This window comes from Leptospira mtsangambouensis (assembly GCF_004770475.1).
In the GTDB taxonomy this organism is placed as follows: domain Bacteria; phylum Spirochaetota; class Leptospiria; order Leptospirales; family Leptospiraceae; genus Leptospira_A; species Leptospira_A mtsangambouensis.
In genome coordinates this window covers 813,459-837,783 of sequence record NZ_RQHK01000017.1, presented here as the reverse complement: position 1 = coordinate 837,783, position 24,325 = coordinate 813,459, and the positions used below count along the sequence as shown (strand labels likewise).

The following is a 24,325-nucleotide window of genomic DNA, read 5'->3' as shown; positions in this document are numbered from 1 at the left end:
TGCCTTTTTGGAAAGCAGATTTAGAATACTGAACTCATGAAGATTGGTATCATTGGCGCCGGAAGTTTTGGCACTGCACTAGGTAGTATTTTAGCGGACAAGGGTTACGACGTGACCCTTTGGACTCGAAGTGAGGATCAGGCAAGGTCCATCAACGAAAAACATATGAATACCAAACATATGCCTGATTTGGTACTCCCTGAAAAATTAAAAGCGGATACCAATCTCATCCATGTCGTCAAAGACAAAGATATGATTGTTTCGGCTCCCCCAAGCCACGCCCTTTCGGGGATTTTAAAAGAAATTAAAGACCATATTCCATCCAAAGTGCCCATTGTTTCTGCATCCAAAGGGATCGAAAACGAAAGCCTTCGGCTTGTTTCCGAAATTTTTGAATCCGAACTTCCGGGACAATTTCATTCGCAGCTTTCTTATCTCTCTGGACCTAGTTTTGCCAAAGAAATGGTGAGGCGAGTTCCAACCATTGTTTCCATCGCTTCCAAAAATGAAGCCACCGCCAAACGAGTGCAAGAGATCTTTAGTTTTACTTACTTCCGAACTTATTGGACTCCCGATGTGGTTGGGGTCGAAGTGGGTGGTGCTTTAAAAAACGTCATCGCGATTGCAGCAGGTGTTGCCGACGGTCTTGGTTTTGGCCAAAATACAAGAGCTGCTCTCATTACACGCGGGTTAAACGAGATCACAAGGATGGGAATCAAAATGGGAGCTGATCCCATGACCTTCCTTGGGCCATCGGGAATGGGAGATTTGGTTCTTACCTGTTGTGGGGAAGGATCAAGAAATCGAACGGTTGGCTTTCGTTTGGGTAAAGGTGAAAAACTAAAAGATATTTTAGCTTCTATGAACGAAGTTGCGGAAGGTGTCAAAACCACACTTTCTGCAAAAAATCTTTCTGACAAACTGGGTGTGGAAATGGCCATCACCCAAGAAGTCTATCGAATGTTATACGAAGATAAAGATCCGAAAGAAGTAGTCAAAGCTTTAATGAGCCGAGATTTAAAACGAGAAGGTGTCTAAACAAGACGGACCAAAAGAACAATATAGGTTACAATTTGAATCATATAAAATGTAAACCGAATGTTCACCGCCAGGACATTAGTAGATGTTAGATGAGTGAGGGATTGTAAAACCCTTGCTCCTAAAATCACAAGGCCTGCTTGGTTCACAAAATGATCAATCATACCTAAATTGGAGGTTAAAAAAACCACTGTCATAAATAAGGGAAGGTTTTCCAAACTGTTGAGATGGGCACGGTTCAATCTCCAATTAAAATCCGAACCATGTTGGATCCCGGCAGGGAATTCATTCGATTTCTTTTTTCCAAGTAACACTAAAATACTTCGATACGTAGTCAAAAAGACACCAAGTCCCAAAGTCCAAAGTGTAAATCCAATGAGTGTCAGATAAATAGTTTCCACAAATCCTCCTTTTGTATCAGAACCAAATCATTTAAGCTCTGAAGATACAGGTGGAGATTCTAAATGACTCTAATTCATTTGTAAACGAATTAAATGAATTTCTTGGTTGGATCTGAATGCTTTCTTTTAAAAACCAATCTTTTGGATTTGTTTCCAGACGGTAAGCCAGGAAGTAGAAAAAAAATGGTCGGGAGCTTCTGGAATTTCGAAACAGTTTAGTTCGTTCTCTTTTGCAAAACGAGTTGTGTATTCTTTGGGGAACCACTTGTCCTCTCTTGGTAAGAAGATATTGTAGTTAGTTCGTTTTTGGAGAAGGGTTGGATCTACCACAAATCCAGGTAAAAAAAGATTCTTTAAAAATAGAGATAAATCATCTAATCGGATTCGAGAGTTTTGAATGGGAACTTTCAGATGGCCTACCTTTCCCGTATCTAACCAATTTGAGTTCGATAGAGTCTCTAAGATTTGTTTGTTGGGAGGCAAATCATCCGCTAGTTCAGGCAAAAGAAGGAGACGACTAAACTCTTCGATAGAACCTGATTCATACAAATACCGAAGGCTAAGAACACTATCCAAAATGGGAGATAGTAAAAATAATTTTCGAAAGGAAACTTCTTTGGCATACATCATCAGGGCTGCCCCTCCCCCACTATGCCCAATCCCATATAATTCTTTGTTTTTGTATTCAGATTTTGTTAAATAGGCATCTAACAATTGTATGGCTGTTTTGGGATCATAATTCCCTTTGGAATTTCCATGTGAAGGAGGATTGAACTTGATCAGTCTAAGGCCCAATATCTCCAATTCGCCATCACGAATCCGAAAGGATCTTGCATTACCGCCAGTACTCGGCCAAAGGACAATGACACCTCTAATATTTTCCTCAGAGGCACCTGATTCGATGATTTCTAAAGTCAAAGTGTGGCGATGATGGGTTTTCCATTTTGGACAATGACTGTATGTTCACATTGTGCCACATAACTGAGTTCCCCGCGACGGTTACTTGCCACGAGTGTCCAACCATCTTCTTCTTCGTAAGCGGTTTGGCTTCCTGTAGATATAAAAGATTCGATGGCAAGGACAAGGCCGTTTCCCAATTTTCTTTGGTCACGTTTTTCTTCATAAACCAACACCTGTGGTTCTTCATGAAGCTTTTTTCCTGTACCGTGACCTGCTAAATTTTTAATGACAGTAAATCCGTTTTCCACAGCGGTAGAATGAATTTCTCTTCCAATGTTTCGCAAATAATTTCCAGTAAACGCTTGTTTTGTGGCTCTCATCGTACCTTCAATAGCTGTTTCACACAACTTATGAAGTGTTTCGTTTGCATTACCTACAACAAAAGAAATTCCTGTGTCTGCATAATAACCATCAAGTTTTGCAGAAACGTCAATATTGACTAAATCTCCATTTTTTAAGATGGTATCTTTTTTAGGAATTCCATGTGCAATTTCAAAATTGGTACTGATACAGGTAAATCCGGGAAATTTGTAATCAAACTTGGGAGCCGAAAAAGCACCGGCTTTTTCAAATTCCAGTTTGGCAACGTTGTCTAGTTCCAAAGTGGAGACTCCTGGTTTAGCAAGTAGTTTTAAAAGTTCACGAACCTTTGCCACAAACTTTCCTGCTTTTAAAATTCCCTGAAGGTCTTTTTCATTTTGAATCGACATCTAAACAATCTCCCCACCACAACTAGATCCTGCACCAGCAGTACATCCGTAACAATGATTTGCTACTACGATTTCTCGACTCAGGTAAGTTGGCAAATCGAAATCCTTGATATGTTTTACTTCTCTCGATTTCAAATCCAACATTTGATTGAAGTCACAATCATAAACAGAACCATCATATCCTACTGATATTTGGTCCAAACACATAAGCCCTGCCACCGTGGCTGGATTGTATGCATTGACTAGAGTTTCCATATACATTTCAAATTTTCCGGCTCTTACCAAAGAAGAAAGAAATCGATTGATGGGAAGATTATTGATACAAAACAGCTGGTTAAAAACAATTCCGTATTTTTTGAAAAGAGTATCCTTATATTCTTTTTCCAACTGCACTTGTCCCGAACTTAAGAAAAGGCCATTGGGATTGTAAACTAAGTTGATTGGAAGTGTAGTTCCATAACCAAGTGCATTTAACTTCTTTAAGGCAGTGATAGACTTTTGAAATACACCTTTTCCTCTTTGGTTGTCAGTGGTACTTTCCATAACAGAAGGAAGAGAGGAGACAATTTCTACTTTATGAGCCACTAAAAAATCATACAACCATTCATAACCAGGCTCTTCTAAAATCGTTAAATTACAACGATCCATCACCCGTTTTCCTAACTTACTAACCTCTTCGACTAGGTACTTAAAATTAGGATTTCCTTCGGGAGCACCACCGGTAATATCAACCGTTTCTATTTCTGGAATTTTGGATATTAAATCCAAACAAAGATCTACTGTGGCCCGGTCCATCACCTCGGTTCGGATGGGAGAAGCATCCACGTGGCAATGCCGACAGGCCTGGTTACACCAACGTCCTAGATTGATTTGGAAAACCTTTAGGGACCTTGCGGGAATGGTTTTCCCAATTGTTTCTTGAAATGATTTCCCACTGAATGAACGTAAGGTGGAATGTTGTTCGGATACATTCATAAATTAAAAAGAAAGTTCATCAATTTTGTTTTGCATTTGGACACTATGAACCAAATTGATTCCAGCAGCCATCGCAGCGGCTACATGAACGGCTTCGTTCATTTGTGCTTCATCCGCACCTTTTTGAAGTGAGGTGGTCGTATAGGCATCAATACAATACGGGCATTTTAATGCATGAGCAACTGCCAAAGCAATCAGGGCTTTTTCTCTTTCAGAGAGAGCACCTTCCGCCATCACGGCGTTGTAATATCCGAAAAATTTATCAGCGAGAGCGGGATTAGTTCTTCCAATTTCTCCAAACTTTCCTAGATCTTTTGCGTTGTAATAATGATTTTCTGCCATAAATGACTCCTTATCGTTAGACTTTTAAAAGTGACGGCGGAGTCAATGGGCTAGTCTTAGGAAACTTACATCCAACACAGAATTTTACTCAAAATGTCGAAACAATCGGACAATGTGAGGACCTAAATTCAAGTACTGAACTTAGGTCTACGTTTCTCAATTAATGATAAAAATCCTTCCTGTCCATCAGGAGACAAAATGACTTTTGTGAATAGGTCAGCATCAATTTGGAATAAGGATTCCATCTTTTTTCTGTACGGTTCGCGTAAGGCAGTTTTCATCCCACGGCTGGAATTGTTTGTGAGTTTGGAAAGGGATTCAGCAAATTTTAATGATTCACCAAACAAAGAATCAGCACTGAATAATTCATCCACAAGCCCGATTTCTTTGGCTTCAGGACCTTTGATTTGTTTTCCGGTGAATAAAAGATCACGTGTGACTTTGACACCCACCAAGTCTTGTAAAACAATCGTAGGAATGGATGGAAAGTTAAGGCCAACGATGGCTTCGGAAAATCCAATCCTTGCCCCTTTGTCCACCATGTACCGGTAATCTGAGAACAATGCAAACACTGCTCCCGCTGCCATACAATGTCCATTCACAACTGCAATGGTGGGAACTGGAAATTGGAAATATGTTTGTGCAGTTCGTAACAACTGTTCAACGGATTTTCGAACATCAGATTCTGTTTTTCCATACATAAGAGTGGGTTCTATCCCATTGGAAAAAAACTGTGTTTGTGCGGATGTAAAAAGTAAAACACGCAAATTTGGATTGTTTGCGTGTTTGTTTAAGATTTGTTCGAATAATACAAAAGCTTCGAAATCGAAAGTATTCTTTTCATTGGATTGCATCTTGATTTCCAAGATGCGTTCTCCATGAAAGATCTCTGCAAAAGGAGTCATATTAACTGTTTTTGTAGAGTTCCAAAATTCTGTCTTTGTATTTTTCTGTAATCACGTGTCGTTTCATCTTCATTAAGTTAGTAAGTTCATCACCCACTTCAAATGGTTTTGTGATGAGTGTTACATACTGTACTTGTTCAAAGTTTTTGAATCCAGTTTTAACACTGTTAAAATTACGAACTTCCTTTTTATAGAAATCGACAACCTTTGGATTGGTGATTAGTTTTTCAGGATTTTTTTCTGAAATTCCATTTTCTTCCGCCCAGGGGATGAGTGCATCAAAGTCGGGAACAATGATGGCACCGAGAACCTTTTGGTCTTGGCCCACAATCATCGACTGTTTGATGTAAGTTGATTCATCAATTTTATTTTCGATAGGAACCGGCTCTACGTTTTCTCCACCAAGTAGAACGATTGTATCCTTCGCACGACCTGTAAGAGTCAGTGTTTTTTTGAAGTTGATCATACCGATATCACCGGTATTCATCCAATTGTCTACGATGGTTTTTTTGGTAGTTTCTGGATTTTTGTAATAGCCTTTCATTACCTGTGGTCCTTTGATATGAACCACACCTTTCACACCTAACTTACCGAAGATGATATTTTTTTTATCGTCAATATGGCAAAGGACATTTCCTGCATCATCGCGAATTTGCACTTGGCTAAGCGGAACAATGTCACCCACAGATCCCATAATGGGACGATCAAAAGTTCGTGCAGAAATGACCGGTCCCGTTTCTGTCATACCGTATCCTTCAAGAACGGTAATCCCAATGTCCATAAAGAAAGCATCCACATGTTTTTGGAGTGCTCCACCACCAGAAAGAGTAGCACGTAAATGTCCACCTGTTGCTTGGCGAATTTTTGCGAGTACAATGCGATCCAATGTAAAGGAATTAAATAAAACCCCTAATCCAGCAATCACATACAATGGAGTTTTCAGAGGACTTTCCTCTGGTAATCCAAACTGTGCCGCAAGGATGGTAAGGATCGTTACCGTAAATGGACCCGTTAACAAAAGCTTTATGATGGAAACCACAGACAAAGCTAGGGATTGAATGATGTTTCTTCCTTCATAATCCACTTCCCAACCTTTTAGAAAACGAATTGCCGCATGGTAATGTTTGGAAAAAAAGTATGCAACCTTAAACAATAATCTTCTCACAGGAGGAGTTTGTTTTGGATCATTGATACGAGTATAAATCCCGTTATATATACTTTCCCAAACACGTGGGGCAGAAGCCATAAAGGTAGGTCTTGCTTTTTGGATGTCGTTACGAAGTTCGGTTACTTTTGTATAGTAAGTAGATCCACCATTGATGATGGCAAAGTATTCCACAACTCGTTCAAAGATATGCCATACTGGAAGGATGGACAACATACGATCGTCAGGTGAAACCTTAGCAACTCGAGGAACTACATAATGCATTTGGTGAATCATATTGGAATGCATGAGCATCACACCTTTTGGCATTCCCGTGGTTCCTGATGTGTAAATAAGAGTGTACAAATCGTCCGGTTTGATTCCGGCCATTCGTTTTTCGGCTTCCCGTTTCCCTTTGGCACGCATATCTCTCCCTTGTTCCAGGAGATCGTAAAAATGTAGGATTCCAGCACCTGACTTCAATTTGGTGTCTTTGTCCATTATGATAACGGTTTTCACCGACTTTACTTGGGATTTGTTGTTTTTATATTTTTCATAAACTTTATCATTTTCTACGAAAACAACTTTCGCTTCAGAATGATTTAAAATATAAACGATTTCCGAATCAGTAATATCAGAACCCCGTGGAACGTTGGCAGCACCAGCAGTTAACACTGCACAATCGGCAATGATCCATTCCATACGGTTGTCAGCAAGAACTCCGACGTGTTCTCTTGCCTTAACCCCTAATTCAATGAGGGCTTCTGCCAGTGCGAGCCCGTCTTCGTAAAGTTCCTTGTAAGTGAGGGCTTGGTAATCCTTTTGGGCATTCTTATACCAGAATGCGGGTCTTGGACCGAATTTTTCTGCGGATTCCTTATAAACTTCTGCTAGGTTATTTGCCATATCTCTCCATCTAAAAGCGGTCTTTATGATAGGCCCTACTTTCAGATGGTCAAGAGAAATTTAGGCATTAATCCCAGTGGAATCCTTCGCGTTGGTGTCCTTTTTTCAAATGGCGTTTGCGAATTTCGCGGAGTTTGGTCATTTGTTCGAGATTGAGTAGGTTACGAGCCGCAAGCCCCATTTGGGGAAGTAGGGTTTCGTCTTGTGTGTTGGCTAAAAACTGGTTGGTCTTCACAAAGGAGCTTTTAAACTCCAAATTCATATCGGGATAGAAATCCATACAAGCCTCCGTGCTTTCCGGTTTCCGGGGTATTTATCTTTTAAGGGTCCCAACCATCCGTGGTAAGTAGCCTTTCCCCAATATATGTATCGCCGGAAAATGAATATCCTTAAGCAAAAAATTTTGCTTGTACTATTTTTTTTTATCTGATTATTGGTATTCGTTCATGACGATTCGATTGGAAAATTCTACTGGCAGACGAAACGGGCGTTTCGTTGCTTACGAGTACGGGGAAGACCTATTTGGCACTCTGTATTTGAATAAGTTTTCCGGTCGCGAAAGAGGTCGTCTCATCGACAAATGGAGATTAAATGATTTAGGAAGTCTCATCCGTGTTCTCGACACTGAGATTTCTCGTAGGGAAGAAGAAAATTACGAACGACCCATTTTCCACTAATCCAACCTATCTGTTCCTTACCAAAAGGAACAAACGTTACCAAAACAAAATCCATTTCCTTTCTAAAAAACTAAAAAGGGTTTCTGTATTTAGATTTATTACGTTTTCTCTTTTTTTCGTTGCCCTTCTTTTTTCTTATCTAGGCAAAACATCTTGGAAAGAATATTTATATTCTCTACTTTTCCTTTTTCCCTTTGTGTATTTGGTACGACTGTATTCCAAACGAAAGATACAAATCCAGTATGCCAAAAGAACAGAAAACTTTCTTCAGGAAGAAATTTATAGGCTAACAGGTGAATTTAAAAAAATCAAAACAAGAGAAGTTTGGGAATATCCTGAAAATGTACGAAACCACCCTCTTTCAATCGATTTAGATCTTTGCACCAAACAAGGGTTTTTGGGGATTTATGATACTACGATCACAGAGATTGGATTTGAGGCCTATCTCAAACGTTTTTTACAGGAACCAATAGAAGATAGAAATCTCCATTCAGATCCCTTAGAAATTCAAAATACTCTGAAAAAAAATTCCTCTTATGCCTATCATCTCCTCCGTAAGTTTTTAGTCCCAGATGCGGAAACAAATGAAAAGTTTTCTTTACCACAAGTAAATGCGGAAGACTCCTTTTGGAAAAAAAGAAGGTTTTTAAAGGGTTTTTATCCTATTTGGGGATTTTTTTCTCCTGTTTATATTGTTTTAGGGTTGTTATTTGACCTTCCGCTCATTCCTCTACTTCTTCTTTTGAACGGCTTATTATTTGTGAGTTATCGTCGTGACTCTATAAAACAATGGAAAGAGATCAAAACTTTATCCTCCGGTGCTTCACGATTTCAAAAGACATTTGTGTATTTGGCAAAAGAAAGAAAGACCACCAAACAAATGATTGGTCAAATTTCTTCTCTCGGTGATTCCTCTGAATTGCTCATATCTCCCTTACCCCATCTTATATTGAATCTTTTATGTTTATGGGATCTTTGGAAAATTAAATCCCTCGAAAATTGGAAACGTAAGTTTGGAAACCTATGGAATGAACTCCAAATTCAAATTTTAAAAACAGATTCTTTACTTCCTTTTGCGAATTTTGGTTTTTTATTTCCTGAATCAAATTTTGCTCATCTCTCTCCATCAGGATCTCTCAGTGCCGAAAGTTTAGTCCACCCTCTCCTTCCTAAATCCAGTCGTGTGTTTAATCCTCTCACCAAAATGGAGCCCGGGGATTTAATGATTGTGACTGGGTCCAATATGAGTGGGAAAACGACATACCTCAGATCTATTGCTATGTCTCTCTTACTTGCTGGATCTGGTGCTCCCATCTTAGGTAAAAATTTTGAATATCCAGAGTTTCAAATCCACACTCTCATCCGATCTCAAGATTCGATGGAAGATGGAGTTTCCTTTTTTTATAGTGAAGTGAGGAGGCTCTCTGCAATCATACAAAATGCTGATAGTTCTATAAAAATTCCGATCTTGTTTTTAGATGAAATTCTAAAAGGAACCAATTCAAAAGAACGTTTTATCGCAACACGAGAGATTCTTTCTGTCCTTAGAGAAAAACGGACCATCGTATTTCTGACAACGCACGATTTGAAACTAGCAGAAATTCCTTGGGCCAAACGATTCCATTTCACTGAATTAGAAAAAGATGGCCAAATGGATTTTGATTATACAATCCGAGATGGAGTTTCCGGTTCTACGAATGCATTAAAGATTCTAAAGAAAGAAGGGATTCCAATTCGTAACGAAGAGGAATGAAGGTTTAGGTTTAAGAACCATTGTCCAATCAATCAAATAGGTTTATTCGCCCGTTTTTTCTTCCTCTTCCTTTCCACCAAACAACGACTTAATTCCTTTCCAACCTTTTTGTACTCCGCCGGTCACATTGTCTACGGCTTTGTTTACATACTCAGACATGGCTGATCCGGCAATTCCACCAACAGCAGCACCCGCTGGACTTGCTAAAAAAATTGTTCCTGCATATACAGAACCAAGCCAAATCGGATCAATGAATGGGGCGGAGATTCCATAGGTTCCGCGATAGATAATGGGGAGTTTTAAGGCTCTCCCAGCTACACCCGGAAAGGCGATCGTAAATCGCATATCGATGTTTTTATTAAATCCAATTTTGCCACCACCGGAACCAACAATGCCATCCGCTTTTAATGCAAAGTTTCGTACTTCAATGGATTCTTTTGCATATTGAAAATCAAACTTTAACTCACGGTAGGGAGTGGCCCTACTAAAGTCCACCTTCTTCAAATTGATAACACTACCAATCGAACTAATTGGTTTTAAGATATTTGTATAACTTAACAATTCACCGTTATTGGCATTGATATTTCCAATGATATGTAAATTTGAAAGTAAACCTTCTTCTGTATCAGATGGAGAACCTAAAACAAATTCAGAATCTAATTTTCCGGTAATTGGAGAAATTTTAAAAAGATCAGAAAGGATTGGCGTTATGTTTAAATTTTTTATATTTCCTTTGACCACAAGCCCAGGGTTGTTTCCCCAAACATAATGGCCTGTTCCATCAACTGTTCCTTCGTAGGCTCTCATTTGATATTTAGTGATATTCAATTTACGTTTTGCATAATGAAGATTTAATTTTAAGACATCAGCGTGAAAATCGCCTGCATTGAGATTCCTTAAATTAAAATTTAAATAGACATTCATCCGATTTACATAACCGGTACTAGGAATGCCCCTTGTTAAAATTGATTTTTCAAAATCAGGATCAATCCAAATCTTAATTACTTTGATGATACTTGGTACATCTAAATAATCTGACGTACCTTCAAATGAGATGGTTGGTGATAGAGGTGGCTTTAAAAAGTTTACATAGCCTGATCCATTTAATTTGGATTTACCTTTCCAATCGACGAGAATGTTTGCAAAAGACAATTTGTCTTCTTGTATATCATAATTGATGATGGTTGAGACATGTCCATCAGCAAAAGTTTTACCATCCCTTAGTGCCAAGTCACGAATATGCAAACGATCGACAACGGCATAAATTTTTGTTTCGTCTCGTTTATAAAATGGAATGTTCCCTGTTGTTTTTAAAAATCTCAAATCTCCATACGTAAAAATGATTAAAATGTCATGTAGGTCGATCCCTTTTAGATTTTGAAAAGAAAAATCACCTTCGAACCTAGCCGATTCGTAATTCATTTCATCTTTTACAAATACAAAATTTGAACTTAATGAAATTGGTTCATCATTTAACTTACCATATATATAAACATCCAGGTCTCGCAGATCACGGTCTAATTGGAAAGTGGTCTCCCAAAGATATAATTTTATATTTCGTGAATATAGTTTATCTTCAAAGAGAATGGTGATGTTTTTAATTTCGATTTGATTGACAAAGTTAGCAAAAACTTTTGAAAAATAATATTTTTTTTCTGCAGCAACAGTAGGTTCAGTTTCTTTTGTTAATTCATTCGTATTGGATTCTGATTTAGATAGGATTCTTTCAAACATAGGGAAGGATTCATTTTTTTCTCGAGTGATTTCCACGGTTCCCGTATTCAAATATATTTTTCTAATTTCTAATGGTTGCCCAACAAAAACTCCATAATACACTTCGATTCTAAGTTTATGTAACTGAATCAACTCATCATCATTTTTTGAAACCGATACCTCAGCCAACTCAATTCCAGGAAAGGGAAAAAACACAGGTTCGGAAACTTGATAGTTCACCTCTAGTCCTGTTAGCTGGTATGTAGTATCGAGGATTAGTTTTTTATAATAGTCCGGATCTGCAAGAAGAGGATACAGAATAAAAAACATAGTCATGGAAACGACAAAAATCCCTGTGAGTAGAATCTTCCCGACAACTCCTTTGATTTTATCTCGGATACTCAGCTTCATATGTTTTTACTTTAATGGAAAATGACATTTCACTCGGTGTGTCGCCGAAGGAAAACTTTCCATGGGTTCTTCTGTTTTACAGATTTCTTTTGCTATAGGACATCTTGTATGAAATCTACATCCGAGCGGTTTGTTCATCAAACTGGGAATTTCCCCTGTTAATGGTTGAGATACCTTCGTGCGATCCTTTAAATCGAAACTCGCAGAAAATAATGCTTTTGTATAGGGGTGGAATGGAGAGTTACTGATCTCATCCCTACTACCTTCTTCAACAATTTGTCCTAAATACATGACAGCAATTCGATCGGATACGTGTTTTACAATGTTCAAGTCATGAGATATAAACAAATAAGATAAGCTATATTTCTCACGTAATAACAAAATATTATTAATTACTTGTGCTTGTGTGGAAATATCCAAAGCAGAAACGGCTTCGTCACAAACAACAAGGTTTGGTTCCAAAATTAAAGCTCGGGCAATCGCAATTCTTTGTCTTTGCCCCCCACTAAATTCATGTGGATACCGATGTAAAATATCTGAAGGTAAATTTACTTCTGCAAGTGCCTTTATTGCTTTTTCTTTTTTTTCAGAGGAACTCAAATTAGGAAAATGGATTTGTAGTCCTTCGGTAATAATTTCTTCAATTGTAAAACGTGGGTTTAATGAAGAATATGGATCTTGGAATACAACTTGGATTTTACGTCGAAGGGCTTTTTGTTCTTCTTTGGGAATATCTTTAATTTCTTTATTTTCGAATTGAATTGATCCAGAATCAAACGGTAATAAGGACAATATGGCTCGGCCAATGGTTGATTTACCACAACCGGACTCACCTACAAGACCTAAAATTTTTCCTTGGGGAATTGAAAAACTAACTCCTTCAACGGCCACAAGTCGTTTGGAAGAGAAAGATAATGTTTGTGATTGTTTATAAGAAACAACTAAATCTTTTACATTAAGCACTTTCTTTTCCTCCGTATAAAAAACATTCTACAGATTGGTATTCAGTAATTGGAATCAATTTGGGAACGGACTTGTCACAAAGATCGATTTTTTCGCTACAACGAGTGTGAAAACGACAACCTTTTGGATAAGATTTTGGTGATGGTACAATTCCTTCGATTGTCACTAATTTTTTACCAATGTTTTCGTGTGTCGGATAGGCAGCGATTAAAGCTTGAGTATAAGGATGTTTAGGTGTATCAATGATCTCGCCAACTGTTCCTTGTTCAATGATCTTTCCCGCATACATGACTGCAATTCGATCTGCAATATGGCTCACAAGTCCGATATCATGAGAAATAAATAACACTGACATTCCATTTTCTTTTCGAAGTTCTTTCAAAAGTTCGATCAATTGCAATTGAATCGTGACATCAATGGCACTGGTTGGTTCGTCTGCGATTAGAATCTTAGGATCGCACATCAAAGCCATAGCAATACAAACTCTTTGTAACATACCACCTGAAAACTGATTTGGATATTGATTTAATCGTAGTTTGGCGTCAGTTATCCCAACACGTTCTAGTAAATAGATAGCCTTTTCTTCTGCTTCTTCTTTAGATCCGAGCCCATGTAACAAAAATCCTTCTGTCAATTGGTTGCCGATTTTATGGAGTGGGTTCAAAGCAGAAAAAGGTTCTTGAAAAACGTAAGATATTTCTCTTCCACGAACTGATCTTAGGTGGTTTGGATCCGATTTTAATAAATCATTTTCTCCAAACAAAATCGATCCAGTAGGATACACTGTTGTGTTGGAAGGAAGAAGTTTGGTCAATGCTAAACTGGTGATTGACTTTCCACAACCTGACTCTCCAACAAGAGCCAAAGTTTCCCCAGAAACCAAATCAAAATTAACATGATCCACAATGGACAAAATTCCATCGTCAGTTTTGATTTGAATGGAAAGATCTTTGACTTGGATGGCTTTTTTGATATTTGTCATTCGTAAACCACCTTGTCTTTCGGATCGAATGCATCCCGCAATCCTTCACCCACAAAAGCAGAAAACAAAATAGTAAGGAACAAGGCAACTGATGGGAAAGTGATGAGCCACCATGCTGTGAGCCTTTCTCTTCCCTGCCCAATCAACTCTCCCCATGAAGGATTGGGAGCAGGAATTCCATATCCTAAAAAGTCAAGTGCAGATAACACGGAAATTGCGGAGATTAAAATAAAAGGTAAAAAAGTAACCAGAGGAGTTAATGAGTTTGGCAACAAATGACGCATGATGATGGAAAAAGAAGATGCACCTAAAGTTTTTGCTGCATCAACAAACTGTTGTTTGCGGAGCTTCAAAAATTCCCCACGCATATAATAACTTAACCCAATCCAACTAAGAGAGCCATAGGTAACAATCAAAACAAGAAATCCCCTTCCAAAAAAAGAACCCATAATCAAAATTAAATATAAAAATGGAATGGCTGAAAGAATTTCTATGATTCGTTGCAAAAACAAATCGAGCCGCCCTACAAAATAACCTTGGATCCCTCCAATAAAAGATGCCAAAAAAATCTCAACAATGATGAGGATTAAACTGAAGGTCATCGCCAAACGATAACCGTAAATAATACGAGTAAATACATCGCGTCCCCTGTCATCAGTTCCCATCCAGTGGCGAACGTTTGGTTTAGAAGGAGGGTTGGTTCCTTCTTCCAAACTGTCTAGGTTGTCTTCATTGACTCCAAAAGGAATTGGAGGAAACAACATATAATTTGATGAGTTGGTGAATCTTTCTTCTCTGCTCAACTTTTTGTAATTAGGTTCTGTTAAATTATTTCCCCCAAATGTTGTTTCTGGATAAAAACTAAAAATAGGAAAGGAAACACTTCCTTCATAAAAAACAATAAGTGGTTTGTTATTAATTAACAGAGGGGAAAACAAAGACAATACATAAGTATATAACAAAATCAATAAAGAGTAGTAAGCTCTTTTGTTTTTTTTAAACTTTTCCCACTTACGTATGTTTGCCGGGTTTGAAATAAAATTCATTCGAAATCAATCCTCGGGTCAATGAGAATATAACAAAAATCAGAGACAATTTTTCCGATTAGTCCTAAAAAACTCTGCGCAAGGAGTAGTCCCATCATTAGATCAGTATCTCTTTCTCTTACTGCTTCAAAACTTAAAAGCCCCATTCCATCAATATTAAATACTAGTTCAATAAACAAAGAACCGGAGAAAATCAGAGTTAGATTACTTCCAAAACCAGTCGCTATGGGAATGAGAGAGTTTCGAAAAGCATGATGAAAAATCGAATCAGAAAAACTAAGTCCTTTTGAAACAGCAGTTCGAACAGATTCCTTTGCAATTTGATCGAGTAGACTGTTTTTCATTAACAAAGTAAGAACAGCAAAACTACCTACCACATAACAGATGACAGGTAGGAACATATGAGCAAGGCGATCGTTCACCTTTCCCCAAAAACTCAAATCTTCATAAAAGTCTGAGACTTCGTGTCCCAAAGGAAAAAAGGAAAATACTTCGCCAGAAGCAAACAAATACAAAAGTAACATTGCAAAGGCAAATACCGGAAGTGAATAAGTAAAAAAGATAATGAAACTAGAAATAAAATCAAATCTGCTTCCTTCTTTTAATGCCTTCTGGATTCCCAAAGGAATACAGATCAAATAAGTTAAGAAAAAACCAGAGAGTCCAAAAAAAAGCGATACAGGAAGTTTTTCAACAATGAGGTCTGAAACTTTTCTGGAATGCAAACGAGATTCTCCCAAATCAAACTGTACAATTTGTTTCAACCAAAGTAAATAAGCAACAGGTGCCGGTTTGTCTAAGTGGAGTCTTTGTTTGATTAATTCAATTTCTTCCTGCGAAATTTGTTTGGTGGAAGCACCTGCTAAGTTTCCCGCACCTTTTATTTTTGCAATCTCGCTATTGAGTGGTCCACCGGGGGCAAAATGAGAAATCAAAAAAACAAGAAAAGTGATTCCAAGTAGGGTTGGAAAAATGAGTAAAAAACGTTTTAAAAAATATTTCCACATATCCTAGAACTCCCACCACTCTTTCGGTTTTTTATAACCTTTCAATTCTAAATATCCTTTAGCAGACTTTTTTTGAATTGGGTCTTTGGCTTCTACGCCACCTTCCCAATAAATTGTTGCCGTTGTCTTTGTTCCATCAAACTCTTGTTCATTGAAAATGGGAGAAACCAACCATTCCCCATCCGGGTATCGGATTTTCCAGTGGAGTGGGTATTCAATTTTTGTATTTGGACTTTTCCAAATAGACCCGGTGCTCTCCATCTGGATTTGGCCTGGTTTCATCCAAGAGGTCACTTTTCCTTTAGGATCACGATAGGTTCCAAAAACTTCTGGAGACATTGTGGGAGATTCGCGAAACCGAAAGAACACATAATCACCACCTGAAATATCTGACAAACAAATCCAATCCCAACCTGTTTCTCCCGTGGCCAAACTTGGAATTGATTTTGCGTTCCGTTCACTCCATTCATGATCCATCCAAGAATCTCCCGAAATGATGGTTTCTATTTTTTCATCAAATTTTAGAGTTCCTTTTGTGTAAAGCCTCGGATAACTATAGTAATACGAAAATATACTAGGGTTTCGATTGGATTTAATCGATAGGCCATCTTTTCCATGTACTAGAATCTTTCCATTTCCTTCTAAGTCCAAATCCAAACTCAAATTTTTGGATTTGGAACTTGCTTTGATATGAAATTTATCTTTAGAAATAATTTCCAGATGATAATCGCCACTATAAATGGTTTTATCAGAATATCCGGAAAGATCACCTATTGTTCGTTTCATGGTCTGAGATGTTTTGTGTTTTTTACCCGTAAAATCAGAAATTGCAAAATGGACTGGAAAAACTTCTGGGTTCCAATCTTGATCGTTTGAAATTTTTAAACGAAAAAAAGACAATTCATATCCATATCGATTTCCGGATGCGGATTCCAGATGCCCAACAAAATAACACCATTCCAATCCAAAATCAGAATGAAAAGAATGATCCTTTGGAAAACTAAAATGAAAAAAACAAAACGATAGAATTAAGATTTTTATTTTATTCATCAGGTAAAGACTCCCACTTTTTTTCAAGTGGAAGGATATGAAGGTAGGATTCCTCAATTCGTTTCATCTTCTCAATCACATCTTTCATTTTTTTCTTTTGGTTTATTTTACGATACAATTGTGCTAAGTTATATAAATTGGATAGGTTCGAATCGTTAATGGAATGAGCTTTTTTCCATTCGATTTCCGCTTTATCAAACATTTCCATTTGGTAATAACAATAACCTAAAACGGAATGGGACTTGTAATGATTTGTTTTAAATTTATTATAAGACTCTAATAATGAAATTGCTTCTTCATAATTTCCATTATAAGCAAGTGCCTTCCCGTAAAAAAGTTGAGTATCAAGTTCACGTGGTAATATTTGATGGGCTTGTTCGTAAAAAAACAAAGCATCTTTATATTCTTTTTTTCGATAAACCTCATCTGCCTTTGCTTTAATGATATTAAACTCAGCAAGTCTTGGAGATAATTGAAGACCCAAAAGAGTGATGTCATCCATTGGGTCTGTCCCCATCGTAAACTCTTTGTGGTTTGATAAAATGAATTCCACTGTTTCCTGGATTGATTTTTCAGCACATGATTCAATGATTTGGATTAATTTTGTTTCCCCATATTGAACCCCTTTGTCGTTTTCTGCTTCCGTGAGTCCATCGGTGTACAAAAATAATTTATCACCCGGCTCCAATTGAATTTGAAAGTCCTGGAAAGTATCGCCTGCGTCAGGAAACATTCCAAGGAAAGTTCCATCCCCTTCACAAATTTCAGCCCGTTTGGTATTAGCACGATAAAGTATAGGTCTTGGATGTCCAGCCACAGAATAAATGACTTTATAATCGTCATGAATCAAAACATAAACACAGGTTGTGTATCCTTGTTGTTTTACTAAATCCAATAATTCTCTGTTAATCAGTTTGAAAGTTTCAGAAGGTTTTGTTTTTTTAAAATTAGAAAATAATAACTTCGATAAGGCGGTAATAAAAGCAGCCGGAACACCATGGCCGGATACATCACAAACAGCCACTCCTAACTTATTCGTATGATATGGAAAATAATCGTAATAATCCCCACTGACTTCCTGCATCGGAGTAAATCCTGTCCAAAATTGGATACCGTTCCAATCGGGGATGATTTCTGGAATTAAACCTTTCTGGATGTTTTTTGCAAGCCGTAAGTCTTTTGCCATGGAGAGTTGTTTTTTTTCCAACTCTTGTTTGAAAGATTTTAATACTTCAACAGCCGCTTCCAAATCCCTGTTTTCAATGGCTAGTTCTCTTGACCTTCGAACCACATCTTTGACATCCACAATTGATATTTCTTCTAACTGTGAATCGATTCGAGAAGTGACCATCACTCGATGCCTGTTACTGACATCATCTTTTGTTAAACGAGATCGCGACAAAAATAAATTATCTTCCGACCACTCCAATTCATATTCATTGGAATCTGCGCCAAACTGAATGTCCTCACCCAACTCCTTATGAGAAACATGGATTCCAAAAAGTTTGGTTTTTGTCATTCGAATCGCAAAGGTTTTTAGTTCAAAAAGTACGGCAAGGCCATTGAGCATTCCTTGAAAAAAGACGGCATCATACCACTTCTCTTGGTACTCAGGCAAATATTTAAATACAAACAAAACCTTTTGATCGGAAATTGTTTTTACATTCAAATATACGACTCGTGTTAGTCGACCAATCAAAATGGGGAGGCGACAAATCATCTCTTCTAAATCAATCCGAGAATCGTCTAGGGGCAATAAATCATATGCATTTGTAATGAGACTTTCAGTTCCTAGATGGTATAAAATTCCTGAAATATCTAGAGATTGAGAAACAATTTGGATGATTTTATCTTCCAGGTCTTGTGAAATCCAATAGTTAGGATCTTTTAAAATTCGATTATAGACAATATCATCTAAAATTTCAGGAAACGGATTGGCGTGGCGGGATAGGTGATTTTCACGTTGGTACACCTGCACCAGTCCCGAGACACGTTTTGATGATATTTCTCTTCCAGCGTGCAGTGGCAAAACCCTCACCTCAAGTTTCCCTTCGGTAGGAGAAAAATAAATTTCAATCGATCCCTAGGCAATAGATTTTTCAATGGAGATATGATTTGGTATCTTCGTGTCTTTGGTGTTTTTGTTTTGGTTTTTGCGGTAGCTGTATTTCGACAAAGTACAACAAAAGTAGAAAGAACCTGGGAAGTTACAAACAAACCAGAACAAGTGCAAAAAGTACTTTATGACTCGTTTCAGCCCAAATCCTTTCGTGCACCTGTGGTCGGAGAAACTTGGGAATCCAAGGTCATGGGAGAGGTTGTCAAATGTACAACAACCGTTGCAAATTCACAAGGAAATTCCGAATTCCAAATCGCAACTGAAGGTTTTAAACATTACCAAGTACTAAAAGAAACCTACCGTTTGGAATCCACCCAGAACGGCGTTCGCATTCATGGAACCTGGGATGTAGAAACCAAACCAAACACGATATCAAAACTTCTTTTTTTATTTTTTAGCGATGCAGACCTAAACTACATCGCTGACGGAAAACAAAAACTATTCTAAGATTTTGCCTTTGTACTTTCGAGTAAAACAGTAGCCATTACCATCACACCTTCGCTACGACCGAGTGATCCCATTCCTTCAGAGGTAGTGGCTTTAATCGAAACGCAGTCTAACGGCAATTTGGTGATGCTTGCCAAAGAAGCATTAAGTTCTGCACGAATCGGATTGATCTTTGGATGGTCACCAACATATGTACAATCAATATTCACTAGTTTAAACTTTTTCTCAATCATCAAATCCAAACACTTTTCAATGATCCGAGAAGATTTCATATTTTTATACTGAGGGTCTGTATCCGGAAAATGAACTCCAATATCTCCTAAAGCCAAAGCTCCCAAAATGGCATCTGCCACTGCATGCAAAATCACGTCGGCATCACTATGACCAAGAAATGCAAATTCTGATTTTACCTCAACACCGGCAAGCACCAGTGGACGAAAGGGTTCATGGATTAATTTATGAAAATCGATTCCGTTTCCAACTCTAAACATAGATCCTACTTTTTATAACTCAATTCTAACATACGATTGACTGACTTTTGGGCAAGGCGAATGACTTCTTCATCTAAAAAGATTTCAAACTGTTCTTTCAAAAGAGCATCTCTTACTTTTTCCAGAGTAATTTTTTTCATATGAGGACAAGTCTGGCAAGTGGATACAAATTCCTTTTCAGGAAATTCAGCACGCAGATTATCACCCATAGAACATTCTGTTACTAACATAATTTTGTTTGTTTTGCTTTGGCGAATGAAATCAACCATCTGTGATGTAGATCCTGAAAAATCCGCTTCTTTCACAACATCTTCATGACACTCTGGATGAGTGATGACAGTCAAGTTACCAGAAAACAATCGTTTTGCGGAACGGATATCTTCTGGAGTGTATATTTCGTGCACCATACAACGACCTGGATGAGAAATAATGGTTTTGGAAGTTTGGTTTCTGACATTCCCAGCTAAATATTCATCTGGAAGAAAAATGACAGTATCCCCTTCAATTGCATTTACGATTTGTAAAGCATTTGCCGAAGTACAACAAACATCTGTTTCTGCTTTTACCTCCGCCGAACAGTTGACATACGTAACTACAGGAACACCTGGATATTTTGCTTTGAGTGCCTTAACATCATCTCTTGTAATGGCTTCCGCTAGAGAACATCCTGCTTTCATATCAGCGATGAGAACTTTTTTTTCTGGAGATAAAATTTTGGCAGTTTCTGCCATAAAATGAACCCCATTAAAAAGAATCATAGAGGCAGTGGTTTCCTTTGCCATTTTAGAAAGGTATAAAGAATCTCCAATGATATCGGACACTCCCCAAAAAACATCAGGAGTCATATAATTATGACCGAGGATCACTGCATTTTTTTCTTTTTTGAGACGGTTGATTTCTTCCGCTAAGGGAAGAATTCGTTCTTCAATTTCATGCGGAAGATAAATCGGATTTAGTTTTTGGACCAGTTGGTCTTTTGTGACAAGTGACATATAACACTCCTTATGTGGATATTAAAACGGATCGGAACGGAGAACCGTGTCGGTTTCTCGAAGTCCAGAGTCAGCAGGAGGAACTGCGTTCTCTAGTGAAGCACATTGGTTAAAAGCCTCTCGAAAAGAAAGTTCCGCTTGAGAGGTCCCTGTTCTTTGGACTCTTCGATAATCGGAATTGGAATTAAAAGAATTTTGATTGCATGCTTTGGCTAGATTATAAGCCAAATTGACTCTAGTAAAACAATCGAAATATAAAATGGCAACAGCATCTGTACTTAATTCTTGCGGGAGAATTTCTCCTTTTAATCGAGAAGAAAGATTGGAACAAACTGACAAACTAGAATCTGCTGCTGCCACACAATTTGCTTCTGACAAAATAAATCTTTGACAAGCCGAATTAATGGCGTTCCCCTGCGAAAGGATCGAACTTAGAAGTTCTGTATCAGATTCTTCGTCCGATTGTTTTTTACAACCATTCGCCAAAAAGACAATGCCTGTTAATAAAAAGAAAACTATCATCTTCCTTTTCATACTGATTCTACTTTCCCTCCTTTTGGGTGGTCTTGTCTATTTCCTTTTTCAGAAAAAAGCGAACTCGGATCCTAAACAGTCCTCCTTCGATTCTCGTTCTGAGGTCTATTGGCAGAGGTTACAAAATCGACCAGAGGTTCTACAAGGACCTGGTTATCCTTCCGATTTACGCGATTTTTTAGAAACCCTTCGAGGAAAAGAATCCTATCTCTGGAAAGGGGACCGGGATAAAACGTATGTTTATTTGTTGGAGAACTTTCCAGACGAAAGAGGCCATGTTCTTTATGCCGTGTACGTTGCCTTTATGAATTGGAAAGAAAAAGTAAAGGAAGTCGAAGAAAGGGAAGGAATTTCTACATATGAAAAACTAACAGCCGTGAATCGTTTGTCAGAAGAAATTTTTCCTCTTATGATTCGCAATCTCATTTTTCCCAATCACCCCACCACTCCTCCTGTTTGGCTTCTGTTCTATCTGGAAGATTATGTTCAGAAAAATCCCTACAGTTATGCCAGGGAACGCAAACGTATCTTCCTTAAAAAAAAGCAGGAACTCTACAAAACAGAAAAATGGGAAATCCAATCCTGGGAAAGTCCTATGTTTTTCCAGAAGGTAGTCGACCTAATCTACGCAAGAGAATTATTAGAAATGTCCGAAGAGGAAAGAACTTCTTACCGCAGTGCAAAACAAGAAGAACTGAAAGTCGATTTTTGGAATTGACAAGTCCCTTGTTAACCCCCATATAAATGGGGTTATGAAACAAATTCTTTTCTCCTTTCTCTTAGTAGGATTCTTATTCCAATGCAGTAGCAGTCCCAAACGACTCGACAACGCTGATGATTATATCTCCGACTCAGGTGGGCTTACCAGCCAGGAATTGGTGAAAGCTGCCGATAAACTCGCAGGCCAAATCGGGGAATACTTCAAAGAAAACCCACATGAAGAAGGCGTATTTGTTGCCCATTTCCCTACCCGTAACGATACTTCAGAACAAATCCAAACAGAACTTTTTGACAATGCCTTTGTTTCTAAACTCATCAAAAGCAAAATTTATACAGTTCGTACAAAAACCAGAGAACAATCACTCAATGAAATTCAGTTCAGTTTGTCCGGTCTTACTTCCAATCGTCTTTCCATTGGAAAATTAAAATCTCCCAATTTCTTTGTTCGTTGTGATATCAATGAAAATATGTTCACATCTAACGGTGAAAAAATTGTAGAGCAGTCCATCAACATTGAACTTGTGGAAGTAGAAACTACGATTGCTGTTTGGTCTGAAAAAGTTTCCTATCGAAAATTAGCAGTTCGAGGAAATAAAGGGGTTAGCTGGTAATCTCTACCCATCAATCCATGAAAAAAACGATTCTCTTTCTTTCTCTTTTCATTCTCGGTTGCGCAAGTGATTACAACAAAATCATCCAAGCAACTGAATCGGCGTACTACGGACAGAACTATGACTCTGCCATTCCAAAAATTAGAGAACTTTACGAAGGTTCCTCTAATAAAGATAAACTTCTTTTTTTAATGGAAGCAGGTATGATTTTTCATACCAAAGGGGATTACGTTACCTCTAACAAAGTTTTCAAAGAAGCAGAAGATTTAGCAGACAATATCAAAGTCAGTATGACAAGGTCTGGACTTTCGTTTGTTCTTTCCGACAACGAATCCAACTATACCGGGGAAGATTTTGAAAGGGTAATGATTAAGTTCTATATTGCGAACAATTATCTACTCCAAGGTGATACCAATAACGCAAAAATTTATTTCCGAAGACTCGACTTTGAATTAAAGGAAATGCGTTTTTTGGCTCCCGATTACAGGCAAAACAATGCGGCTCGCCTCATTGATGCCTATGTTTCGGAAAAGTTGGGCCGCTACAATGATGCAAGGGTCCAATACAAAAACATGGAACAACTCATCGGGAAAAGCCAAAACCTAGTAGCCGACAGATATCTGTTAGCTGTTAGGGAAGGAGATTCCGGTGACCAGGCAAAATATGCAGCAGGTCGTTCTAGTTTACAAGCTTACAATCGTTCGATGCAAAGAACATCTCCAGAAAATGAAAAACTTTCTGAGGTCATCATCATTCACGAGGCCGGAAAGTCGGCGATCAAAATGTCCAGGGGAAAACTCATGGACGATGAGTATTTTGCTGTGGCACTTCGAGGCGCTGTGGAAATTGGCTTACGTGCCAAAGGTGCTGGTGCTTCTCTCGCAGGAGCCGTTGCGGCACTATCGGTAGCCGAAAATCCAATCCCTATTTACAAAGAAAGAGATCCTAAGGGTTCTCTACCCAAAAAGTATTACATTAACGGAGTGGATGTTGGATATTCCGATATCATGAACAACTATTCCGAAACCGCAATGAACAACTTCAATGAAAATTACAAAACAATGATCACAAAGAATTTAACTTCTTTGTCGTTGAAGGTTGTGGCAGCAGTGATCGCATCGGAGGCCATGGCCCGCGCCATCGAATCAGGCGGTAGAAACAAAAACAATGACTTGGTTTCATCTTTGATTCGGGTAGCCGCTGGTGCTGCGGCAGGACTTGCTGTTTCACAAACCATTGCCCCTGATTTACGTTGTTGGAGGACCATTCCTGCCAACTTCCAAGTGAAACGTATCCTTCTCGCACCTGGAGAATACGATTTCAAAGTTGAATCACCAGGATCGGTAGTGACTGCTGCACCGAAAAAACTTCTCGTTGAAGCAGACAAACCTTTGTTTGTTTCCGTTCGTTCTTATTCCAACTAATAAC

At 38.2% G+C, this 24,325-nt stretch carries 25 protein-coding genes; 7 read left to right on the top strand and 18 right to left on the bottom strand.

The genetic code is table 11. From position 1 onward, the window contains the following. Positions 1-36 precede the first annotated feature (36 nt). The gene (locus EHR01_RS16435; RefSeq protein ID WP_135696277.1) at positions 37-1,038 is read left to right on the top strand and encodes an NAD(P)H-dependent glycerol-3-phosphate dehydrogenase; all 1,002 of its coding nucleotides are present in this window, start codon (positions 37-39) and stop codon (positions 1,036-1,038) included. On the opposite strand, the gene EHR01_RS16430 is transcribed toward EHR01_RS16435, so the two are convergent. From EHR01_RS16430 to EHR01_RS16395, 8 genes are all read right to left on the bottom strand, one after another. Next, on the bottom strand, positions 1,035-1,439 hold the full coding sequence (locus EHR01_RS16430; protein WP_135696274.1) for an MAPEG family protein: 405 nt from the start codon (positions 1,437-1,439) through the stop codon (positions 1,035-1,037). The genes EHR01_RS16435 and EHR01_RS16430 overlap by 4 nt on opposite strands. 126 nt (positions 1,440-1,565) lie before the next feature. Continuing rightward, the gene (locus EHR01_RS16425) at positions 1,566-2,357 is read right to left on the bottom strand and encodes an alpha/beta hydrolase (RefSeq protein WP_135696271.1); all 792 of its coding nucleotides are present in this window, start codon (positions 2,355-2,357) and stop codon (positions 1,566-1,568) included. Next, positions 2,354-3,109 carry a type I methionyl aminopeptidase gene (gene map / locus EHR01_RS16420; protein ID WP_135696268.1) on the bottom strand — a complete coding sequence of 252 codons (756 nt, stop codon included), beginning with the start codon at positions 3,107-3,109 and terminating at the stop codon, positions 2,354-2,356. Before map ends, EHR01_RS16425 begins: the two co-directional genes overlap by 4 nt. Then, the gene (gene arsS, locus EHR01_RS16415) at positions 3,110-4,084 is read right to left on the bottom strand and encodes an arsenosugar biosynthesis radical SAM (seleno)protein ArsS (protein ID WP_135696265.1); all 975 of its coding nucleotides are present in this window, start codon (positions 4,082-4,084) and stop codon (positions 3,110-3,112) included. Positions 4,085-4,087: 3 nt separating this feature from the next. Continuing rightward, positions 4,088-4,426: an arsenosugar biosynthesis-associated peroxidase-like protein gene (locus tag EHR01_RS16410; protein WP_012387371.1), complete on the bottom strand. Its 339-nt coding sequence runs from the start codon at positions 4,424-4,426 to the stop codon at positions 4,088-4,090. 128 nt (positions 4,427-4,554) lie between these two features. Continuing rightward, positions 4,555-5,331, bottom strand: a complete 777-nt coding sequence (locus EHR01_RS16405; RefSeq protein ID WP_135696262.1) for an enoyl-CoA hydratase/isomerase family protein — start codon at positions 5,329-5,331, stop codon at positions 4,555-4,557. A 1-nt stretch (position 5,332) separates the two neighbouring features. Further along, positions 5,333-7,381 (bottom strand): AMP-dependent synthetase/ligase, encoded by a 2,049-nt coding sequence (locus tag EHR01_RS16400; protein WP_135696259.1) that lies wholly within the window; start codon positions 7,379-7,381, stop codon positions 5,333-5,335. 67 nt (positions 7,382-7,448) lie between these two features. After that, entirely contained in the window at positions 7,449-7,661 is a 213-nt protein-coding gene (locus tag EHR01_RS16395) for a hypothetical protein (protein WP_231292475.1), read from the bottom strand. 166 nt (positions 7,662-7,827) lie between these two features. Between EHR01_RS16395 and EHR01_RS19380 the strand changes: the two genes are divergently transcribed. Together EHR01_RS19380 and EHR01_RS16385 are read left to right on the top strand one after the other, a co-directional pair. After that, the gene (locus tag EHR01_RS19380; RefSeq protein ID WP_135696256.1) at positions 7,828-8,058 is read left to right on the top strand and encodes a hypothetical protein; all 231 of its coding nucleotides are present in this window, start codon (positions 7,828-7,830) and stop codon (positions 8,056-8,058) included. Positions 8,059-8,287: 229 nt separating this feature from the next. Next, complete coding sequence (locus tag EHR01_RS16385) at positions 8,288-9,811, top strand: MutS-related protein (RefSeq protein WP_135697413.1); 1,524 nt, start codon at positions 8,288-8,290, stop codon at positions 9,809-9,811. A 42-nt stretch (positions 9,812-9,853) separates the two neighbouring features. Here the strand turns inward: EHR01_RS16385 and EHR01_RS16380 are convergent, their stop codons facing one another. From EHR01_RS16380 to EHR01_RS16350, 7 genes are read right to left on the bottom strand one after another with little or no spacing between them, the layout of a single operon-like run. Beyond that, positions 9,854-11,935: an AsmA family protein gene (locus EHR01_RS16380; RefSeq protein WP_135696253.1), complete on the bottom strand. Its 2,082-nt coding sequence runs from the start codon at positions 11,933-11,935 to the stop codon at positions 9,854-9,856. Positions 11,936-11,941: 6 nt separating this feature from the next. Further along, entirely contained in the window at positions 11,942-12,898 is a 957-nt protein-coding gene (locus EHR01_RS16375) for an ABC transporter ATP-binding protein (RefSeq protein WP_135696250.1), read from the bottom strand. Beyond that, entirely contained in the window at positions 12,891-13,880 is a 990-nt protein-coding gene (locus EHR01_RS16370; RefSeq protein ID WP_135696248.1) for an ABC transporter ATP-binding protein, read from the bottom strand. The genes EHR01_RS16375 and EHR01_RS16370 overlap by 8 nt, the downstream gene beginning before the upstream one ends. Next, positions 13,877-14,926 carry an ABC transporter permease gene (locus EHR01_RS16365; RefSeq protein ID WP_135696246.1) on the bottom strand — a complete coding sequence of 350 codons (1,050 nt, stop codon included), beginning with the start codon at positions 14,924-14,926 and terminating at the stop codon, positions 13,877-13,879. Before EHR01_RS16365 ends, EHR01_RS16370 begins: the two co-directional genes overlap by 4 nt. Beyond that, entirely contained in the window at positions 14,923-15,933 is a 1,011-nt protein-coding gene (locus EHR01_RS16360) for an ABC transporter permease subunit (protein ID WP_135696244.1), read from the bottom strand. Before EHR01_RS16360 ends, EHR01_RS16365 begins: the two co-directional genes overlap by 4 nt. Positions 15,934-15,936: 3 nt before the next feature. Continuing rightward, entirely contained in the window at positions 15,937-16,983 is a 1,047-nt protein-coding gene (locus EHR01_RS16355) for a carotenoid 1,2-hydratase (protein ID WP_135696242.1), read from the bottom strand. Further along, entirely contained in the window at positions 16,976-18,955 is a 1,980-nt protein-coding gene (locus EHR01_RS16350) for a SpoIIE family protein phosphatase (RefSeq protein WP_135697411.1), read from the bottom strand. The genes EHR01_RS16355 and EHR01_RS16350 overlap by 8 nt, the downstream gene beginning before the upstream one ends. Positions 18,956-19,093: 138 nt before the next feature. On the opposite strand from EHR01_RS16350, the gene EHR01_RS16345 reads away from it, so the two are divergent. After that, a complete protein-coding gene (locus EHR01_RS16345; RefSeq protein ID WP_135696240.1) occupies positions 19,094-19,549 on the top strand; it encodes a hypothetical protein in 456 nt (151 codons plus the stop codon). On the opposite strand, the gene ispF is transcribed toward EHR01_RS16345, so the two are convergent. From ispF to EHR01_RS16330, 3 genes are read right to left on the bottom strand one after another with little or no spacing between them, the layout of a single operon-like run. Next, a complete protein-coding gene (gene ispF, locus EHR01_RS16340; protein ID WP_135696238.1) occupies positions 19,546-20,040 on the bottom strand; it encodes a 2-C-methyl-D-erythritol 2,4-cyclodiphosphate synthase in 495 nt (164 codons plus the stop codon). The two genes, EHR01_RS16345 and ispF, sit on opposite strands and share 4 nt — an antisense overlap. A gap of 5 nt (positions 20,041-20,045) precedes the next feature. Next, positions 20,046-21,032: a quinolinate synthase NadA gene (nadA, locus tag EHR01_RS16335; RefSeq protein ID WP_135696236.1), complete on the bottom strand. Its 987-nt coding sequence runs from the start codon at positions 21,030-21,032 to the stop codon at positions 20,046-20,048. A gap of 21 nt (positions 21,033-21,053) precedes the next feature. Beyond that, complete coding sequence (locus EHR01_RS16330; protein ID WP_135696235.1) at positions 21,054-21,566, bottom strand: hypothetical protein; 513 nt, start codon at positions 21,564-21,566, stop codon at positions 21,054-21,056. Here EHR01_RS16330 and EHR01_RS16325 point away from each other — a divergent pair. Genes EHR01_RS16325 through EHR01_RS16315 form a run of 3 tightly spaced genes read left to right on the top strand, consistent with a single transcriptional unit; the run spans position 21,526 to position 24,321 of the window. Beyond that, positions 21,526-22,284 carry a hypothetical protein gene (locus tag EHR01_RS16325; protein WP_135696233.1) on the top strand — a complete coding sequence of 253 codons (759 nt, stop codon included), beginning with the start codon at positions 21,526-21,528 and terminating at the stop codon, positions 22,282-22,284. The genes EHR01_RS16330 and EHR01_RS16325 overlap by 41 nt on opposite strands. A 34-nt stretch (positions 22,285-22,318) precedes the next feature. After that, on the top strand, positions 22,319-22,897 hold the full coding sequence (locus tag EHR01_RS16320; protein WP_100741693.1) for a penicillin-binding protein activator LpoB: 579 nt from the start codon (positions 22,319-22,321) through the stop codon (positions 22,895-22,897). Positions 22,898-22,914: 17 nt separating this feature from the next. Further along, a complete protein-coding gene (locus tag EHR01_RS16315) occupies positions 22,915-24,321 on the top strand; it encodes a COG3014 family protein (RefSeq protein ID WP_135696231.1) in 1,407 nt (468 codons plus the stop codon). The last annotated feature ends 4 nt before the right edge of the window (positions 24,322-24,325 follow it).

What these genes read in the sequence shown, in the direction of transcription:
- EHR01_RS16435 (WP_135696277.1), top strand. Translation starts at nt 37, where the DNA reads ATGAAGATTGGTATCATTGGCGCCGGAAGTTTTGGCACTGCACTAGGT.
- map (WP_135696268.1), bottom strand. Translation starts at nt 3,109, where the DNA reads ATGTCGATTCAAAATGAAAAAGACCTTCAGGGAATTTTAAAAGCAGGA.
- arsS (WP_135696265.1), bottom strand. Translation starts at nt 4,084, where the DNA reads ATGAATGTATCCGAACAACATTCCACCTTACGTTCATTCAGTGGGAAA.
- EHR01_RS16410 (WP_012387371.1), bottom strand. Translation starts at nt 4,426, where the DNA reads ATGGCAGAAAATCATTATTACAACGCAAAAGATCTAGGAAAGTTTGGA.
- EHR01_RS16405 (WP_135696262.1), bottom strand. Translation starts at nt 5,331, where the DNA reads ATGACTCCTTTTGCAGAGATCTTTCATGGAGAACGCATCTTGGAAATC.
- EHR01_RS16400 (WP_135696259.1), bottom strand. Translation starts at nt 7,381, where the DNA reads ATGGCAAATAACCTAGCAGAAGTTTATAAGGAATCCGCAGAAAAATTC.
- EHR01_RS16395 (WP_231292475.1), bottom strand. Translation starts at nt 7,661, where the DNA reads ATGGATTTCTATCCCGATATGAATTTGGAGTTTAAAAGCTCCTTTGTG.
- EHR01_RS19380 (WP_135696256.1), top strand. Translation starts at nt 7,828, where the DNA reads ATGACGATTCGATTGGAAAATTCTACTGGCAGACGAAACGGGCGTTTC.
- EHR01_RS16380 (WP_135696253.1), bottom strand. Translation starts at nt 11,935, where the DNA reads ATGAAGCTGAGTATCCGAGATAAAATCAAAGGAGTTGTCGGGAAGATT.
- EHR01_RS16370 (WP_135696248.1), bottom strand. Translation starts at nt 13,880, where the DNA reads ATGACAAATATCAAAAAAGCCATCCAAGTCAAAGATCTTTCCATTCAA.
- EHR01_RS16365 (WP_135696246.1), bottom strand. Translation starts at nt 14,926, where the DNA reads ATGAATTTTATTTCAAACCCGGCAAACATACGTAAGTGGGAAAAGTTT.
- EHR01_RS16360 (WP_135696244.1), bottom strand. Translation starts at nt 15,933, where the DNA reads ATGTGGAAATATTTTTTAAAACGTTTTTTACTCATTTTTCCAACCCTA.
- EHR01_RS16355 (WP_135696242.1), bottom strand. Translation starts at nt 16,983, where the DNA reads ATGAATAAAATAAAAATCTTAATTCTATCGTTTTGTTTTTTTCATTTT.
- EHR01_RS16345 (WP_135696240.1), top strand. Translation starts at nt 19,094, where the DNA reads ATGATTTGGTATCTTCGTGTCTTTGGTGTTTTTGTTTTGGTTTTTGCG.
- ispF (WP_135696238.1), bottom strand. Translation starts at nt 20,040, where the DNA reads ATGTTTAGAGTTGGAAACGGAATCGATTTTCATAAATTAATCCATGAA.
- nadA (WP_135696236.1), bottom strand. Translation starts at nt 21,032, where the DNA reads ATGTCACTTGTCACAAAAGACCAACTGGTCCAAAAACTAAATCCGATT.
- EHR01_RS16325 (WP_135696233.1), top strand. Translation starts at nt 21,526, where the DNA reads ATGCCTGTTAATAAAAAGAAAACTATCATCTTCCTTTTCATACTGATT.
- EHR01_RS16330 (WP_135696235.1), bottom strand. Translation starts at nt 21,566, where the DNA reads ATGAAAAGGAAGATGATAGTTTTCTTTTTATTAACAGGCATTGTCTTT.
- EHR01_RS16320 (WP_100741693.1), top strand. Translation starts at nt 22,319, where the DNA reads ATGAAACAAATTCTTTTCTCCTTTCTCTTAGTAGGATTCTTATTCCAA.
- EHR01_RS16315 (WP_135696231.1), top strand. Translation starts at nt 22,915, where the DNA reads ATGAAAAAAACGATTCTCTTTCTTTCTCTTTTCATTCTCGGTTGCGCA.